The organism is Sellimonas catena (assembly GCF_027924685.1).
GTDB classification, from domain to species: Bacteria; Bacillota; Clostridia; order Lachnospirales; family Lachnospiraceae; genus Sellimonas; species Sellimonas catena.
Genome location: NZ_BSBO01000017.1, coordinates 37822 through 54589 on the forward strand (window position 1 = coordinate 37822; position 16768 = coordinate 54589).

Genomic DNA, 16768 nt, shown 5'->3' on the forward strand with positions numbered 1-16768 from the left:
TTGAGTTTGTAGAATAATCATGATGAAAATTTTGCGATAAAAGTTAAAATGAAGAGGTATGTAAAATATTAATTATGAAAGAGTGGAGTAAGTGCGATGTTCAAAGTAAGTTATTTTATGGAAGTGCTTCCTGTTATAGCGAGCAAGGTAAACGTTACTTTTGAGCTTACGATTGCGGCAACGATTTTTGCACTTCTGGTAGGTGTGGTGATTGCGGTCATAGGCTATTATAAAGTACCTGTTTTAAGCCAGCTTACCAGAGTGTATGTTTCGGTTATGAGAGGAACACCGGTTGTGGCACAGCTGTATTTTTTCTATTATGGAATTGCGCTGTACAGCAACTTTGTAAAAAATATGACACCTTTGGTGGCGGTAGCGGTAGTTATGAGTTTGAATATGGGGGCTTTTATGTCAGAAAGCATCCGTGGTGCACTTCTTTCTGTAGATGAAGGACAAAAAGAAGCTGCATATTCTCTGGGAATGACCAATCTTCAGCTGGTGGTCCGTATTATTATTCCACAGGCTGTGCGGATTGCGCTGCCTCCGCTTTTTAACGATGTCATCAATCTTATTAAAATGACATCACTGGCATTTATGATCGGCGTGCCGGATATTATGGGAGCCGCCAAGATTGAAGGAGCCAAAACATTCCGTTATTTTGAAATTTATGCGGCGGTTATGCTGATTTACTGGATTATTGTTTTTATACTTGGAATTGTTCACAAGTTCCTGGAGAAAAAATGCGCAAGTATGTATTAATATTCAGCTGTTTTATGGGATCTTAAACGGAGTGCCGTTGAGATAAACATGATACTTAGAAAGAAGAGGAGTAATGATTATGAAAAAACGTGTATTAGCAGCAATAATGGCAGCGATGATGGTGGTTCTTACGGCAGGCGGCTGTGGGGACGGATCGGGTTCTGATTCAGATTCCAATAAATCCTCTGATCAGAAAACGAATGATAAAAAAACAGTAACTGTTGTAACGGCCGGAACTGGAGAACCGTATTCCCTTTTGGCAGATGATGGATCATGGACAGGGATTGATTCCGATATGTGGGCCGAAATTGAGGAACGGACAGGGTGGAATGTAGAAGTAAAACAGGCTGCATTCGACGCAATGTGGGGAGAACTGGATACAGAACGTGCAGACGTTGTTGCAAACTGTACAGCTGTGACAGACGAAAGAATGGAGAAATATAATGCGACAATCCCATATTATGGTGATGCACAGTGTATTATCGTAAATAATGAGAACGAAGATCTTCAGACAGTTGAGGACTTGAAAGGTCTGACTGTAGGATGTACTAATGGACAGGCGGCACAGAACATTATCCAGGGCCTCGCAGAGCAGTATGGATTTACAGTCACTCTTTATGAAGACAGCGCAGTAGGAATGAACGATCTGATGCTTGACAGAATCGATGCTTATGCGAATACGACTACAAACGTAAACCAGTTTATGCATAATAACGAAGAGGCTGATTTCCGTTTCTTTGATGAAAAGCTTCTGGCGAATAATGTTGCCTATTTCCTTCCGAAAACAGATGAAGGAAAGGAACTCTGTGATGAATTAAACGGTCTGATTCAGGAAATGCTGGATGACGGAACCATTGCGGAGATCACAGAAAAATGGATGTATGCAGACATGACACAGTTGATTCAGGAAGAGTAATATGATGGAGAAAGAAAAACAACTTGTAAAAATTGAACACCTTTATAAAGAATTTGACAGTGATACAAAAGTACTGAAGGATATCAACCTGACAATCAATAAAAATGAAGTGATTGCAATCCTTGGACCGTCCGGAACCGGAAAATCCACACTGCTTCGGTGCCTGAATTATTTGACTGAACCGACATCAGGAGTCATTTCCATCAGTGATGTTACAGTAGATGCCGCGCATCACACGAAGAAGGAGATTTTGGAACTTCGCAAACATTCTTCTATGGTATTTCAGAGCTACAATCTTTTCAAAAATAAGACAGCTCTGGAAAATGTAATGGAAGCATTGACACAGGTTCAGAAGAAACCAAAGGCCGAAGCGGAAAAAATTGCCCTGGAATTATTAGGAAAAGTAGGAATGCTGGAAAGGAAGGATTTCTATCCTTCAAAACTCTCCGGCGGTCAGCAGCAGAGGGTAGGAATTGCAAGAGCACTGGCGGTTAATCCGAATGTTCTTCTGTTTGATGAGCCGACTTCTGCACTGGATCCCGAACTGGTAGGTGAGGTACTAAATACGATTAAAAAACTTGCGGAAGAAGGCACGACTATGATTCTGGTGACACATGAGGTAGGGTTTGCCAGAGAGGTAGCTACCCGCGTCCTCTTTATGGATGGAGGGCAGATTGCTGCGGATGGAACACCGGAGAAAATTATTGATCACCCGGAAAATCCGAGGATTCGGCAGTTCCTGAATTTTGTAAATCGAAAGTAGATAGAGAGATGACCTGCACGGATCTGGTGCAGGTCTTTTTCTAAAAGAGGAGGACGGACAGTGGAAGAAAAATTATTTGAAAAAAGTCCTGACATGGAAGAAAGGATCAAATATCTGGCGGAGAAGGAGGAACAGACACTCATACGGATCCGGAGAGAGCTGCATAAGGTGCCGGAAACAGGAGTGTATCTTCCGAAGACGTATGAAATTATCCGAAGAGAACTTCAGAAGATTCCAGGGGTGGAAGTAATCGAACATGCGGCGGAAGGATACGGACTGATTGGAATTATGCGTGGTAAACTTTCCGATGGGAAAACCGTACTTTTGAGAGCTGATATCGATGCACTGCCGGTAGAGGAGCCGGAAGGACTTCCATATCGTTCAGAACATCCGGGATGTATGCACGCATGCGGTCATGACGGCCATGCGGCCTGGCTCATTGGAGCTGCCAGAATTCTCTCAGACATCCGGGACAACTGGGGCGGATGTGTTAAGTTTGTGTTTCAGCCCGGGGAAGAGGTCGGAAAGGGAGCAACAGCATTGATTGAAAAAGATCAGGTGCTGGAAAACCCAAAAGTAGACATGGCATTTGCGGCGCATGGATGGCCGTCTGTGGAAAGCGGGAAAATAGGAATCGCGAGAAGATACGCATTCGGATGTGTGGGAGGATTTTCTATAAAAATCATGGGGAAAAAGGGGCATGCTTCCTGGCCGGAAGAGACAGTAGATCCGATTGCCGCTGCCATTGAGATTTACCAGCATATGCCGTCTGTTCTGACAAAAAAAATATCCGGAACAGAAGCAAAAGTCTTTTCTGTAACCTATATGCAGGCTGGAGATGTGAAAATCCACAATGTGATTCCGGAGACATGTGAATTTGGTGGCACAATGCGTGCGGCGAATATGGATGTATTAAAGAGAATGGGGAAAGAACTGGAAAAAGAAGTCAGGGCAGTCTGCCATGTGGCAGGTGCAGAATATAAGGCGGATATCCGGATACATGGAGGAGCTGTGCACAATGCGGTAGATCTGTTGGAAGGAACTGAGAAAACAGCAAAAGGAATTCTTGGAGAAGATAAAGTGTATTTTATTGAGCATGACCATCTGGGAGGAGAAAATTTTTCTGAATTCAGCAGCCGCGTTCCGGCTGTCTACCTTTTTATCGGAATTCGGCCCAAAGAAAAAGAACAGATTCCGGGACTTCACAGCGCGGAGTATCGGTTTGATGATCACGTTTTAAAAGGAGCAGCGGGAGTATTTGCGGCACTTGGCTACTATGGGTGCATGGGCATTCTACAAAAACAAGAGAAGGGCACAGGTACAGAAGAGTGGAAGAAATAAAATATGTAGACAGAAGAAATACGAATTGTAATAAATGGGATGGACAAAGCAATATGTTCGGAGAGGAAGGACTTCACGCCATGTGGGTGGCGGATATGGATTTTCAGGTCCCTCAGTGTGTGATAAATGCGCTGCGGAAGTATGTAGATCAGGGGGTATACGGATACTATAAAATTCCGGATTCCTATTATCAGGCTTTCATAGACTGGGAAGAAAAACGGCACCATTTCAGAGTAGACAAAGAATGGATCAGGTTTTCTCCGGGTGTGGTTGCCGGTTTCCATTGGCTTGTCCAGATACTAACTCAGCCGGGGGAAGCCGTGATTGTTCATACGCCGGTATATTACCCGTTTTTAAATGCAGTGAAAAATAACAACAGGACACTGATCTGCTCGGATCTGATCACTAATCAAGGGAAATACACGATTAATTACGAGGATTTTGAGAATAAAATTGTAGATAACAAGGTAAAGCTATTTATCCTTTGTTCGCCGCACAATCCTGCCGGGCGTGTGTGGAAGAAAGAAGAACTGGCAAGGATGTTTAAGATATGCAAAAAGTACGGGGTCTATATTATCTCGGATGAAATTCATCAGGACTTGATTTTTGATGGCAGCAGACATATTCCGTCTCTGTCTGTTGAAGGGTATCAGGATCATATGATTATGCTGGCTGCCCCATCAAAAACATTCAATCTGGCAGCCGGACAGAATTCGCTTGTAATTATTCCGGATGAAAAGCTTCGAAATCTGTGGGATCAGTACACGACGGCAAACCGTGTCATTTCCGGGAATGCCTTCGGCTATATTGCGGCACAGGCAGCGTATGAAGGCGGGGAAACATGGCTCGAAGATGTTCTCAAAAAAATATGGGATAACTATCAGTATGTAAAAAATGAGCTTGCCCGGAAACTTCCGGATGCGGTTGTGACACCGCTGGAAGGGACCTATTTGTGCTGGATTGATCTTGGGGCTTATGTCAGCAGAGAGAATATGAAAGAGCTGATTCAAGGGAAATGTCGCATAGCTGTAGATTATGGAGACTGGTTTGGCGGAGAACGGTTCGGAACATATATCCGGATGAATCTTGCGACTTCCATGGAAAATGTAGAAAAAGGTGTGGATGCACTGGTTTTAAATCTTATCTGATGCATGAAAAATACATGGATTTAAAGGCTGATAGAAGCGCTCTATGGATTTCGTGGAAAAATTCAATTTGACATTCCGGGGCAGTACATTACATAATATTCCGCAAATGGAGTGAGAAACATGTATGACATTAATGACTGTTATAAGATTATTTTTGAAGCAATGGCTGAAAATCTGTCCCTGAATAATATAGCAGAACGGATTTACAGATATACGAAACAAGGAGTCGTATTTATTTCAGGGAGCGGACGGTTGATGGCAAGTGCCGGATTTGGAGGGGATAAGAACTCATTTTCCTTTTTTCGGAAAGAACATTTGTCATGGAACGGATACGAACTGTTTTTTGTAAAAAAGAAGGTCGGAAAAAGCACTCTTTATACAGAACCGATTTATGATAAAAAGAAAGTATCAGGATATGTGCTGCTCATATGCGAGGATATGAAAGACGGAGAGTTTTTTGAGAAACTGGGGCGGTTTTTAGCAAAAATCGTAGAACGTTTTTTTGCGCAGGAACAGAAAAGGTATCTGTATAATCAGTCTCTTCGAAGACATATTATTGCATGGGCAATGATGGAAGACGATATCGATACCGGGCAGGTAAAAGAATTGCAAGGAGGAAAGTATATGGCGGTCCTGTTTTTAAAAAGCGGGAATACTGCTGCCGGTCTTTCCGGATTTTTAAGAGACAATGGAAGTTCCGCATATGTATATGAGAATGAATGGGAAGTCCGGGTATTGTTCTGTAAACTGACGGACAGGAGTGCAGGGAGAATCCGGAAAAGAATGGATGAATGTCAGCTTACCGGCTGTGTGAGCGAGCTTTTTTCGGACTGGCATCTCTGCAGAGCAAAACAGCATCTTCTGGCACGTATCATACGGTCCGGCAAGTCTGTACCGGGAGAACAGGGAATCAGACAGGAAAAGGAATGGTTTATTCCGGGAATATACAGTTATGCGACTCCTTTAATTGAGGAGGCCGGACTGATGGACTACTCCATTCAGCGGCTGCTGGAAGAAGATGAAGAAAAACATACGGGACTTTATCATACGCTAAAAGTATATCTGATATGTGAAAATAATATTACACTGGCAGCCAAAAAACTTCATATTCACAGAAACACACTTGTATACAGATTGAAACAGATTGAAAAATGTCTGGAAGTGGATTTGAATGACACCGAAAATTCATGGGATTTATTAGCGTTCATCATGATGCATGATATGGTAAGGCGTAAAACAGGAGAAAGAAAAGAACGATGAAAGTAATTCAGAATTTACCGGAAATATTTGAAGAATTTGGAGAACAGAGACGAAAGGCGTTTCTGGAAATCAAAGAATATAAAGATAAAAATATCCCAGTAGTAGGAATGTATTGCGCATATTTTCCGACAGAACTTGCGATGGCAGTAGGAGCGATTCCGGTAGGACTGTGCTCCTATGCTAACGAGACAGTAGCGGCAGCAGAGAGAGATCTGCCTAAAAGTATCTGTCCTCTCGTCAAATCCAGTTATGGATTTGCGGTGGAAGATAAATGTCCCTTTTTTCATTTCGCGGATCTTGTAATCGGCGAGACAACGTGTGATGGAAAGAAAAAAATGTTTGAAATGATGTCTGAATTCAAACCTGTCTATGTAATGGAGCTGCCAAACAGCCAGTCTGAGCGGGGAGTGAAATTCTGGAGAGAAGAGGTCGTCCGGACAAAAGAGTATTTTGAAGAGTTCTTTCATGTCGTGATAACGGAGCAAATGCTCAGGGATGCTGTTCATCTGAATAATCGCATCCGTACTGCTCTCAAAAATCTTTGTGATGTGATGAAACTGGATCCTGCTCCGGTTACAGGAGAGGATATTCAGAAAATGGTACAGGGCAGTAAATACCGATTTGATTTTTCTTCTACTCCCGAGGTGGTAAATGGAGTGCACGATAAGATTTTGGAGGAATATAAACAGGGTAAGCATCTGGAAAAACGACCGAGGATTCTTGTGACCGGCTGTCCGATCGGGGGAGACAGTATGAAAGTTATCCGCGAAATAGAGGAAAATGGCGGTGTAGTAGTTGCGATAGAAAACTGCAGCGGAGTCAGGACACTGGGGACCATGGTCGATGAGAATGCGGAGGATATTTATGAAGCAATTGCCCGGAAATATCTTTCCACCGGGTGCTCCATCATGACACCAAATGATCATCGTATCGATTTGATTGGAAAAATTATTGATGAGTATCATGTAGACGGAGTAGTTGAAATGATTCTGACCGGATGCCATTCGACAGGAGTAGAATCATTTTATATTCGAAAATTTGTAAACGAGGAGAAACATCTACCGTATCTGGCTGTGGAGACCGATTACTCTCAGGCGGATACAGCGCAGATCTCTACCAGAATGGCGGCTTTCCTTGAAATGATTCAGCCGGAGCGCAGAGTGACCACCGAAATGAAAGCAAATTTTGATATTAATTACTGCTATAAAATCATACTGGAAGGAATTGTAAAAAGAAAGTCTCGCAGGGAAATTCTGGAAGAAATATGGAGATATACCGGGGTTGCGCTATGTGTGTCGGATCCTGGTAATCAGGAAGTATTTTGTATAGGTGAAAAACCGGCAGATTTGAAAAGCTGCATAAGAGAGCTGCCGGAAGGAGGAAAAATAACAGGATATCTGACTTTGGAAACGGATAAAGAAAAAGTAGAAGAACTGCTGGATGTTATCATACAAAGCTATCGTGTGGACTGTGAAAGAGACAGAAACGAAGAAGAACGCCCTGACTTTATCTGGATTCTCACGGATATGGAGGAAAATGCGGATCAGATTTTCAGGATGCTGAATGAAGAACAGGACCTTTTTTTGAAAGTGCAGAGGGAAGGCAAAAAGGAACTGTTTATTTCCGGAACTGACGGAAAAGAAGATAGGGACAGGATGACTGCGAAAGTAAAAGAACTGATGAAAGAAAGGGATGGTAAAATCCTAATAGGAAACGGATTTCAGACCTTTGAGAGCAAAGAAAAGAACAGGGAACTACAAAGGTATGTATTTTCTATTATAAAAAGTAAAAAAGAACGCAGGAAAGTCTGTCTCGTGGAGGACTATTATCACGATCTGGCAGTTACTTACATTGGAAAAAGAATCGAAAAAGAAAATCTGTACGTAGATGAGCTGGAGTGTGTGGAAAAGGAGGACAAAGAAAAAGGGAAAGATCTGTATGAAACACTGTACTGGTATCTGAAGATGAAAAGAAATGCCGCCCAGACGGCAGCAAAACTCAGAATTCATCGAAATACGCTGATGCCGAGAATTGTCCAGCTGAATGATATGATTGGAATTGACGATAAAGACGGTGCAGAATGCGAGAGACTTCTGATGGTTATGGAAATGAAAAAAGTAAAAAACATGTAAGTTAGGAAAACAGACAGAAATTGTGAGGAAACTGTAAATAAATAAGGAAAAGACTTGACTTCACACTTGGCCATGTGATATTCTGATATGGCGAATGGAAGTATAGGTCTTTTTTTTATGCCTAAAATCAGGCAGCTTCGCAAACTGCCGCGTAACCAGTAAAAAAGAAGTAAAAAAAAGCGAGGTGGAAGTTGTGCGTACAAGAATTACATTAGAATGTACAGAATGTAAGCAGCGTAATTACAACATGACAAAGGATAAGAAAACTCATCCGGAGCGCATGGAAACAAAGAAATACTGCAGATTCTGCAGAACTCACACAGTACACAAAGAAACGAAATAGTCGTTTGAGAAGGAGCGGATGTTATGGGCGATTCTAAAACGAAAGCAAAGAAGCCTTCCAAAATCAAAGGCTTGAAAGCAGAGTTTAAGAAAATTATCTGGCCAGACAAGAAGACTCTTGCAAAACAAACGGTGGCAGTTGTCTCTGTTACTGTAATCTTGGGAGCGATTATCTCGGTAGTCGATGCGCTTCTAACATTCGGAATCGATTTCTTGGTTCGCTAAGAAACTGATGACCTGACAGTAAGAAAGGTGATTAATATGTCAACGGCAAAATGGTATGTAGTTCATACTTATTCAGGGTATGAAAATAAGGTAAAAGCCAACATTGATAAGACAATCGAAAACAGACACCTGGAAGACCAGATTCTGGAAGTCAGGGTTCCGATGCAGGACGTAGTGGAGCTCAAAAACGGAGTTCAGAAAGCTGCCCAGAGAAAGCTGTTTCCGGGCTATGTACTGATTCATATGATTATGAATGACGACACCTGGTATGTTGTACGTAATACACGGGGCGTAACCGGGTTCGTAGGACCGGGATCCAAGCCGGTACCGCTCACAGATGAGGAAATGGCGCCGCTTGGAATCAAGAAAGAAGATATTGTTGTGGACTTTGAGGTAGGCGATACAGTCAGCGTCGTATCAGGCGCATGGGCTGACACTGTTGGAGTCATTCAGGCGATCAATACGCCAAAGCAGAGTGTTACAATCAATGTTGAGTTATTTGGCCGTGAAACACCGGTTGAGATCGGTTTTTCAGATGTCAAGAAAATGTAACGTAAATGAAGTGGGAGGGAAATCCCCGCAAATACCACAAGGAGGTACAATATAATGGCTAAAAAAGTAGAAGGTTATATCAAATTACAGATTCCTGCTGGAAAGGCAACACCGGCTCCTCCGGTTGGTCCTGCTCTTGGTCAGCACGGAGTTAACATCGTAGAATTTACAAAGCAGTTCAACGCAAGAACAGCTGATCAGGGAGATCTGATCATCCCTGTAGTTATCACAGTTTACAATGACAGAAGCTTCAGCTTCATCACAAAGACACCGCCGGCAGCAGTTCTGATCAAAAAAGCCTGCAACATCAAATCCGGATCTGGTGTTCCGAACAAAACAAAAGTAGCTACGATCACAAAAGCTCAGGTTCAGGAAATCGCTGAACTCAAAATGCCAGACTTAAACGCTGCAAGCGTAGAAGCTGCTATGAGCATGATCGCTGGTACATGCAGAAGCATGGGTGTTACAGTAGTTGACTAATTGTAAACGTTAGAAATGTGGGAGGGCTCGCTCCCGATATTACCACTAGGAGGTTATAAGATGAAAAGAGGAAAGAAATATATCGAAGCTTCTAAACTGATTGAAAGAGGAAATCTTTACGACAGAGATGAAGCAATCGCATTAGTTAAAAAAGCTGCAACAGCTAAATTTGACGAGACAATCGAAGTTCATATCAGAACAGGCTGTGACGGACGTCACGCAGATCAGCAGATCCGTGGTGCGGTAGTACTTCCGCACGGAACAGGTAAAAAGGTTCGTATCCTTGTATTTGCAAAAGACGCTAAAGCTGAAGAAGCAAAAGCTGCCGGAGCAGATTACGTTGGAGCAGAAGATCTGATCCCGAGAATCCAGAACGAAAACTGGTTTGACTACGACGTAGTTGTAGCTACACCGGATATGATGGGTGTAGTCGGACGTCTGGGACGTGTACTCGGACCAAAAGGATTAATGCCGAACCCGAAGGCTGGTACAGTAACAATGGACGTTACAAAAGCCATCCAGGACATTAAAGCTGGTAAGATTGAATACAGATTGGACAAGACAAACATTATCCATGTACCGGTTGGAAAAGCTTCCTTCACAGAAGAACAGTTAGCGGACAACTTCCAGACGCTTATTGATGCAATCAACAAAGCAAGACCGGCAGCTGTAAAAGGTCAGTACCTGAAGAGTGTAACAATCACATCTACAATGGGACCTGGCGTAAAAGTAAATCCGGCTAAATTAGCTTAATCAGATTTGCGTAGATAAAGGGGAATCCTGCAAAAGCAGGATTCCTTTTTGTTATACAATTCTATAACTGAAATCAATTTGCGGTTTTATTTTAAAGATTTTATAATAGAATTATAGAGTCCACCTAACCACGGACCTGGCAGCTGATGGATTGTTTATAGTAGGAAGAAAGAAGGTAACAAAATGATTTACAAAGATTTTCAAGATTTGAAACTGTCTGCCCTTGGACTTGGTACAATGCGTCTTCCAGTGATTGATGGAGACGATGCCAGAATCGATGAGAAGGCAACAGAGGAAATGGTGGCTTATGCGATGGAGCATGGTGTCAACTACTATGATACTGCATGGGGATATCATAATGGAAACTCCGAACTGGTTACAGGAAAGATGTTAAGCAAATATCCAAGGGACAGTTTTTATCTCGCTACAAAGTTCCCGGGTTACGATCTCTCCAATATGGATAAGGTAGAAGAGATTTTTGAGAAACAGCTGGAAAAATGTCAGGTAGAGTACTTTGATTTTTATTTATTCCACAATGTGTGCGAGATGAATATCGATGCCTATCTGGATCGTTCTCATGGAATCTACGAATATCTGATGAAACAGAAAGAAAACGGACGGATCCGTCATTTGGGATTCTCTGCACATGGAAGCTATGATGTCATGAAGAGATTTCTGGAAGCATATGGAGAGGGAATGGAGTTCTGCCAGATCCAGCTCAACTATCTGGACTGGTCTTTCCAGGACGCCAAGGCGAAAGTAGAACTGCTGAAAGAATACAAGCTTCCGGTCTGGGTTATGGAGCCGCTCAGAGGAGGAAAACTTGCCAAACTGAAAGACAGTGAAGAAGAAATATTAAAATCCATGCGGCCGGATGAAGGAATCCCGGCATGGGCTTTCCGTTTCCTTCAGTCTATTCCGGAAGTGACGATGACCCTGTCCGGTATGTCCAACATGGAACAGCTTCAGGATAATATCCGTACCTTTGAGACGGAAAAACCGCTTTCCAACGAAGAGATGGATAAGCTATTGTCTGTGGCAAACAGAATGCTGGACGGTACACTTCCTTGTACCGCATGCCATTATTGTGTCAGCCACTGTCCACAAGGTCTTGATATCCCGAACCTGTTAAGCCTGTACAATGAACACAGCTTTACAGGAGGCGGCTTCATTGCGCCGATGGCACTGAGTGCCGTTCCGGAAGACAAACAGCCGGGCGCCTGCATCGGATGCAGAAGCTGCGAAGCAGTCTGCCCGCAGCAGATCAAAATTTCCGAGGCAATGGCAGACTTTTCGGCAAGACTGAAAGCATAAAGAAGAGAATGAAAAACCGGGAGAAATGCACGCTCATCTTGTGAGTTTCTTCCGGTTTTTGAAATATGCCAAATCGTCTCTACATTACAATAAAAATTTTCGGAACTCCTCTGCTGTTGTCCCATACTCCTCTGCGGCCTGTTCCAAAGTCAGCAAATGTTTACGGTACAGATTGACCAGCAGTTCTTTCTTTCCCAAGGCTTTACCCTCTTCCATGCCGGCGATTTTGCCATCCTCCCAGCTTTCCCGCCGAAGATCTTCCTCATATTTTTCCTGATCAAATTCTTCCAGGATCACATCGCTCACCTCCGCACTGTTTTGCTCCAGGAATTCCTTCAGGATATCCTTTTCAATACAGCTTTTCTGCGCTTCCCGGACTGCTGTTTCTATGGCAAGCCCCTGTTTCTGGTTCTCTCTTACTTCATTTATAAAGTAGGAGTATTCCCATAGAACTTTACAGCTTTCGAGAAGTTCCTGATTATGCCCAAGATTGATGTTGAGCATCAGTGCCCGGCATTCCAGTGCCGCCTGTTCCGTAAACGCAGATTTCATAAAGGAATCTGAAAGGTTTAATTCCCGGTATTCCGATTCTTCGCTTTGTCCATTATAGAATACCACATATACCGGTACGGGTAAAGGAATCCGTCGGGTGCTGTAAAGATTCAGCCCGTGTTTCTTGATATAGTTCTGGTAAATGCGTGCCATATAAAACAGGCCGCGGATCGGCATATTTGGATTCAGGGTGCTTTGATGTTCGTACAGATTGAGGGTACTGGAAAAGAGAAAAGATACATCATTTTTCATTCCTACATAGATGACGTCTTCCAGAGTGGTGATTTCAAGATCTTCTTCGTTCGTATAGGAAGAGTGGTTTAATGCGTTATAGAGGGATAAAAGATTGTGTCTGTCCCGGAAAATCATACGGAAAAGAGTGTCTTTGTACTTTCGGTTGACAGGTTTTCCCAGGGACCGGTTCCGTTTTTTTGTTTTAGATGTGATTTTTCTTTGTTTTTTCTTCATAGGCAGAAGCCTCCTTTGATTTGAAAATAGAATGGAATCAATAGATAATGAGAAATGGCTCCCGCCTTGTAGGAAAAGGCGGGAAAGAACATGTTCACAGTATAGTAATAGAAGTGATATAAATCAACATATGCCAAATTGTTTCGGCATCACAATAAAAATTTTTGGAACTCTTCTGCTGTTGTACCATACTCCTCTGCGGCCTGTTCCAAAGTCAGCAAATGTTTACGGTACAAATTGACCAGCAGTTCTTTCTTTTCAAATGCCATACCGGCGATTTTGCCATCCTCCCAGCTTTCCCGCCGAAGATCTTCCTCATATTTTTCCTGATCAAATTCTTCCAGGATCACATCGCTCACCTCCGCACTGTTTTGCTCCAGGAATTCCTTCAGGATATCCTTTTCAATACAGCTTTTCTGCGCTTCCCGGACTGCTGTTTCTATGGCAAGCCCCTGTTTCTGGTTCTCTCTTACTTCATTTATAAAGTAGGAGTATTCCCATAGAACTTTACAGCTTTCCAGAAGTTCCTGATTGTGCCCAAGATTGATGTTGAGCATCAGTGCCCGGCATTCCAGTGCGGCCTGTCCCGCAAATGCAGATTTCATAAAGGAATCTGAAAGGTTTAATTCCCGGTATTCCGATTCTTCGCTTTGTCCATTATAGAATACCACATATACCGGTACGGGTAAAGGAATCCGTCGGGTGCTGTAAAGATTCAGCCCGTGTTTCTTGATATAGTTCTGGTAAATGCGTGCTATATAAAACAGGCCGCGGATCGGCATATTGGGATTTAAGGTGCTTTGATGTTCGTACAGATTGAGGGTACTGGAAAAGAGAAAAGATACGTCATTTTTCATTCCTACATAGATGACGTCTTCCAGAGTGGTGATTTCAAGATCTTCTTCGTTGGTATAGGAAGAGTGGTTTAATGCGTTATAGAGGGATAAAAGATTGTGTCTGTCCCGGAAAATCATACGGAAAAGAGTGTCTTTGTACTTTCGGTTGACAGGTTTTCCCAGGGACCGGTTCCGTTTTTTTGTTTTAGATGTGATTTTTCTTTGTTTTTTCTTCATAGGCAGAAGCCTCCTTTGATTTGAAAATAGAATGGAATCAATAGATAATGAGAAATGGCTCCCGCCTTGTAGGAAAAGGCGGGAAAGAATATGCCCCTAGTATAGCAATAGAGGAGATAGAAATCAACAGTCATACTATTAAAACTGTCTTATTTATAGAGAGGACTGCCTGGAAACGAGCACTTATTTATTAAGTACACATTGATATAGCTCGATGAACCTGTCGCCCATTTGTTTTGTACTATAATATTGTCTGGCCCGGTTATAAGCGTTTTCTGCTACAGCGTTTCGTTCCGGAGTATGACTGAACCAGTAGCGGACAGACTGAGCCAGTTGAGCTGAATCATCACAGTGAAAGAGGGCTCCGGTGATTTGATCGACAATCATTTCCCGGTTGCCGGGACAGTCAGAGGCGATAAGGAACACATGGTTTGCCATCCCTTCAAGTAATGTGTAGGAGCAGCTTTCTGTTTTAAAAGGCAGGATAAGGATCTGATATTGATTCAGAATCTGGCTGATATTTGAGCAGAATCCGTGTACAATACAGGTTTCCTGTAAATCATTCTGCGCAATTACCTTTTTAATTTCCGATTCCATTGGACCATTTCCATATAAATGTAAATGGATCGGTTCCTGCTTCAGCTGTTTCATGGCATCCAGAAGTATCATGATATTCTTTTCTTCTGAGAATCTTCCGGTAAAAACAAGATCTTTGGCATTGGGATTGACATGTGTGTTGTGACGCCGGAATAGTGATCCAGACTGTCAATCAATAAAATTTTCATAATCTTTTTCTCCTGATATATAGAATTACTAAATTAAGAAAACCAGTTTGGAAACCGTTTCTTATATTCAGACGGCGAATATCCCGTTACCGACTTGAAAAGTCGGGAGAAGGAAAATGGATTTTCTAGTCCTACCGCATTTGCAATGACCTGCAGGGAATAATCTGTATCTACAAGATAGATTTTTGCTTTCTCAATCCGCAGTTCTGTCAGATATTGTTTCGGTGTTTTGAAGTATTTCTGCTTAAAGACCGCGGTTACATAATGAGGATTCAGATGCAAATAGTCAGCAATGTCCTGAATTTGCATATGTTCATTATAATGCCGGTCAATATAGGCTTTGATCTGCTTCGGATACGGAGCTGAGGAAATGTCCTCCTGATCTTTGTGATGTTCCGCAACAAGGCTCGAAAACATTTCCTTCAGTAGACCATTCAGTTTGAGATGTCCGGATGCGTTTTTTGCTTCCGAAAAAAAGGTGAGAGGAAAGTCTTCGGGTGTAAATCTGGCTCCATCAGGAATACGCCGGTCGGTGAAAGCGAGGAACTTCATGATCATTTTTTCGTAAAGAGTGACATCCTGTATGTCGGTAACGAATCCATCTCCAAAAAGAAGGCTCGTATAATAGCCGGCCTGAGTTCCCTGATAACCGATCCAGCAGTATTTCCATGGGTGGCGGAAATCTGCCTGGTAGGCGGCATTTACGCCTGCGGGAATCAGAAATGCCTGCCCTGGCTTGACCGGATATTTTTTTTCTTCGATCTGCAGAACACCGAAACCGTCTAAAACAAAATGGATCAGATAATAACGCCGGATGCGCGGACCGAAAATATTTCCGCAGACACACTGATCGATGCCGCTGGATTGAAAAGCAAGATCCAGAGAATCTTTTTCTACAGCATTTAAAAATAAATCCGAATTCTGTAACATGATATCCCCCTTTTCTATATAGTGACTTGATTATACAATTTCGCAATGCTAAAAGAAAGAAAAATTGCAAAAAAGAAGAAAAATCTGAGAAATGGCAATGTTTATAGACAAAACAGCTATGGATGCAAAAAGGCATTAATGATAGAATCATACCAATGGAAATGGAGTGAGAAAAAAGTTATGAAAAAGTTATATTATCTAATCAGAATGACATTTCAAACAAAATTTGCATATATCAAAGCCTTCTGGTTCAATATTTTCGGAACGGCGGTCTCGATTCTGATTTACTATTTTCTCTGGAAATATGTATTTCAGTCCAGGGATGAGCTGAATGGATTTACGGCGGTGGAGATCACGACTTACGTGATTATTTCCAGACTTCTGTCCTCGCAGTTTTCCGGCGGAATCAACCGGGAGTTTTCCGAGTGGGTCCAGAAAGGCAATATTGTGGTTGAGCTTCTGAGACCGGTACCGCTTGTATTTACGCTCTTTGGAAAAAGAGTGGGAGAATTCCTTTTCTTTATCCTTTTCAAAGGAATTCCAGTCAGTATACTCGCAACCTTTATTTTAGGCGGAACCGGTCCGGATGGCGCAGCAAACTTTGCATTGTTTCTTATCAGTGTCTTTATTTCCATCGGTCTGATGTTCTGGATTGAAGTGATGGTGGGGCTGATTTCGTTCTTTACACTGAATTCATACGGGATTGGTTATACGAAGACGGCGCTGATGTCGATTCTTTCCGGCGGGATTGTACCGCTCTTTCTTTTCCCGGAAGGTGTGGCAAAGGTGTTGGACTATATGCCTTTTGCCGGGATGGTCTCGGTGCCGGTTCACATTTATCTTGGAAAATACACAGCCGCAGAGGCCTTTTCCTTTATCGGTCTTCAGATTATCTGGGTGGCACTGCTTGGAATCGGAGTGATGGCGTTTTACCGGTTCGCAATCAAAAAAGTTGTGGTACAGGGAGGTTGATGG

Annotated in this window: 18 protein-coding genes; 14 read left to right on the top strand and 4 right to left on the bottom strand. The window is 42.6% G+C overall.

The genetic code is table 11. The annotated features are described in order from the left end of the window. The first annotated feature begins 96 nt into the window (after positions 1-96). The 13 genes from Selli1_RS09175 to Selli1_RS09240 all read left to right on the top strand — a co-directional run bounded on the left by Selli1_RS09175 (position 97) and on the right by Selli1_RS09240 (position 11985). The gene (locus Selli1_RS09175) at positions 97-759 is read left to right on the top strand and encodes an amino acid ABC transporter permease (protein ID WP_087166670.1); all 663 of its coding nucleotides are present in this window, start codon (positions 97-99) and stop codon (positions 757-759) included. 79 nt (positions 760-838) lie between these two features. After that, positions 839-1675 (top strand): transporter substrate-binding domain-containing protein, encoded by an 837-nt coding sequence (locus Selli1_RS09180; protein WP_087251808.1) that lies wholly within the window; start codon positions 839-841, stop codon positions 1673-1675. 4 nt (positions 1676-1679) lie between these two features. Continuing rightward, positions 1680-2438 carry an amino acid ABC transporter ATP-binding protein gene (locus tag Selli1_RS09185; RefSeq protein ID WP_191434937.1) on the top strand — a complete coding sequence of 253 codons (759 nt, stop codon included), beginning with the start codon at positions 1680-1682 and terminating at the stop codon, positions 2436-2438. 60 nt (positions 2439-2498) lie between these two features. Then, on the top strand, positions 2499-3779 hold the full coding sequence (locus tag Selli1_RS09190) for a M20 metallopeptidase family protein (RefSeq protein ID WP_118636360.1): 1281 nt from the start codon (positions 2499-2501) through the stop codon (positions 3777-3779). After that, entirely contained in the window at positions 3767-4927 is a 1161-nt protein-coding gene (locus tag Selli1_RS09195; protein WP_087166673.1) for a MalY/PatB family protein, read from the top strand. The genes Selli1_RS09190 and Selli1_RS09195 overlap by 13 nt, the downstream gene beginning before the upstream one ends. A 120-nt stretch (positions 4928-5047) precedes the next feature. Then, positions 5048-6187, top strand: a complete 1140-nt coding sequence (locus tag Selli1_RS09200) for a helix-turn-helix domain-containing protein (RefSeq protein WP_087166674.1) — start codon at positions 5048-5050, stop codon at positions 6185-6187. Beyond that, positions 6184-8319, top strand: coding sequence for a double-cubane-cluster-containing anaerobic reductase (locus tag Selli1_RS18335; protein ID WP_330677545.1), 2136 nt, complete (start codon positions 6184-6186; stop codon positions 8317-8319). The genes Selli1_RS09200 and Selli1_RS18335 overlap by 4 nt, the downstream gene beginning before the upstream one ends. Positions 8320-8512: 193 nt before the next feature. After that, the gene (gene rpmG / locus Selli1_RS09215) at positions 8513-8662 is read left to right on the top strand and encodes a 50S ribosomal protein L33 (protein WP_087166676.1); all 150 of its coding nucleotides are present in this window, start codon (positions 8513-8515) and stop codon (positions 8660-8662) included. A gap of 23 nt (positions 8663-8685) precedes the next feature. Beyond that, positions 8686-8886, top strand: a complete 201-nt coding sequence (secE, locus tag Selli1_RS09220) for a preprotein translocase subunit SecE (RefSeq protein ID WP_087166677.1) — start codon at positions 8686-8688, stop codon at positions 8884-8886. A gap of 36 nt (positions 8887-8922) precedes the next feature. After that, entirely contained in the window at positions 8923-9438 is a 516-nt protein-coding gene (nusG, locus tag Selli1_RS09225; protein ID WP_087166678.1) for a transcription termination/antitermination protein NusG, read from the top strand. 54 nt (positions 9439-9492) lie between these two features. Continuing rightward, positions 9493-9918, top strand: coding sequence for a 50S ribosomal protein L11 (rplK, locus tag Selli1_RS09230; RefSeq protein ID WP_024731653.1), 426 nt, complete (start codon positions 9493-9495; stop codon positions 9916-9918). A gap of 60 nt (positions 9919-9978) precedes the next feature. Beyond that, positions 9979-10671 (top strand): 50S ribosomal protein L1, encoded by a 693-nt coding sequence (rplA, locus tag Selli1_RS09235; protein WP_087166679.1) that lies wholly within the window; start codon positions 9979-9981, stop codon positions 10669-10671. A 183-nt stretch (positions 10672-10854) separates the two neighbouring features. After that, positions 10855-11985 carry an aldo/keto reductase gene (locus tag Selli1_RS09240; RefSeq protein ID WP_281844173.1) on the top strand — a complete coding sequence of 377 codons (1131 nt, stop codon included), beginning with the start codon at positions 10855-10857 and terminating at the stop codon, positions 11983-11985. Between the two features lie 84 nt (positions 11986-12069). Here Selli1_RS09240 and Selli1_RS09245 read toward each other — a convergent pair whose 3' ends face one another. The 4 genes from Selli1_RS09245 to Selli1_RS09260 form a co-directional block, all read right to left on the bottom strand. After that, a complete protein-coding gene (locus Selli1_RS09245) occupies positions 12070-13005 on the bottom strand; it encodes an Rpn family recombination-promoting nuclease/putative transposase (RefSeq protein WP_281872830.1) in 936 nt (311 codons plus the stop codon). 149 nt (positions 13006-13154) lie between these two features. Beyond that, complete coding sequence (locus tag Selli1_RS09250; protein ID WP_281872831.1) at positions 13155-14078, bottom strand: Rpn family recombination-promoting nuclease/putative transposase; 924 nt, start codon at positions 14076-14078, stop codon at positions 13155-13157. Positions 14079-14261: 183 nt separating this feature from the next. Further along, positions 14262-14747, bottom strand: coding sequence for a glycosyltransferase family 4 protein (locus Selli1_RS09255; protein WP_330677546.1), 486 nt, complete (start codon positions 14745-14747; stop codon positions 14262-14264). A 149-nt stretch (positions 14748-14896) separates the two neighbouring features. Further along, on the bottom strand, positions 14897-15793 hold the full coding sequence (locus tag Selli1_RS09260; protein WP_191427758.1) for an AraC family transcriptional regulator: 897 nt from the start codon (positions 15791-15793) through the stop codon (positions 14897-14899). A 180-nt stretch (positions 15794-15973) separates the two neighbouring features. Between Selli1_RS09260 and Selli1_RS09265 the strand changes: the two genes are divergently transcribed. Beyond that, a complete protein-coding gene (locus Selli1_RS09265) occupies positions 15974-16765 on the top strand; it encodes an ABC transporter permease (RefSeq protein ID WP_281844176.1) in 792 nt (263 codons plus the stop codon). The last annotated feature ends 3 nt before the right edge of the window (positions 16766-16768 follow it).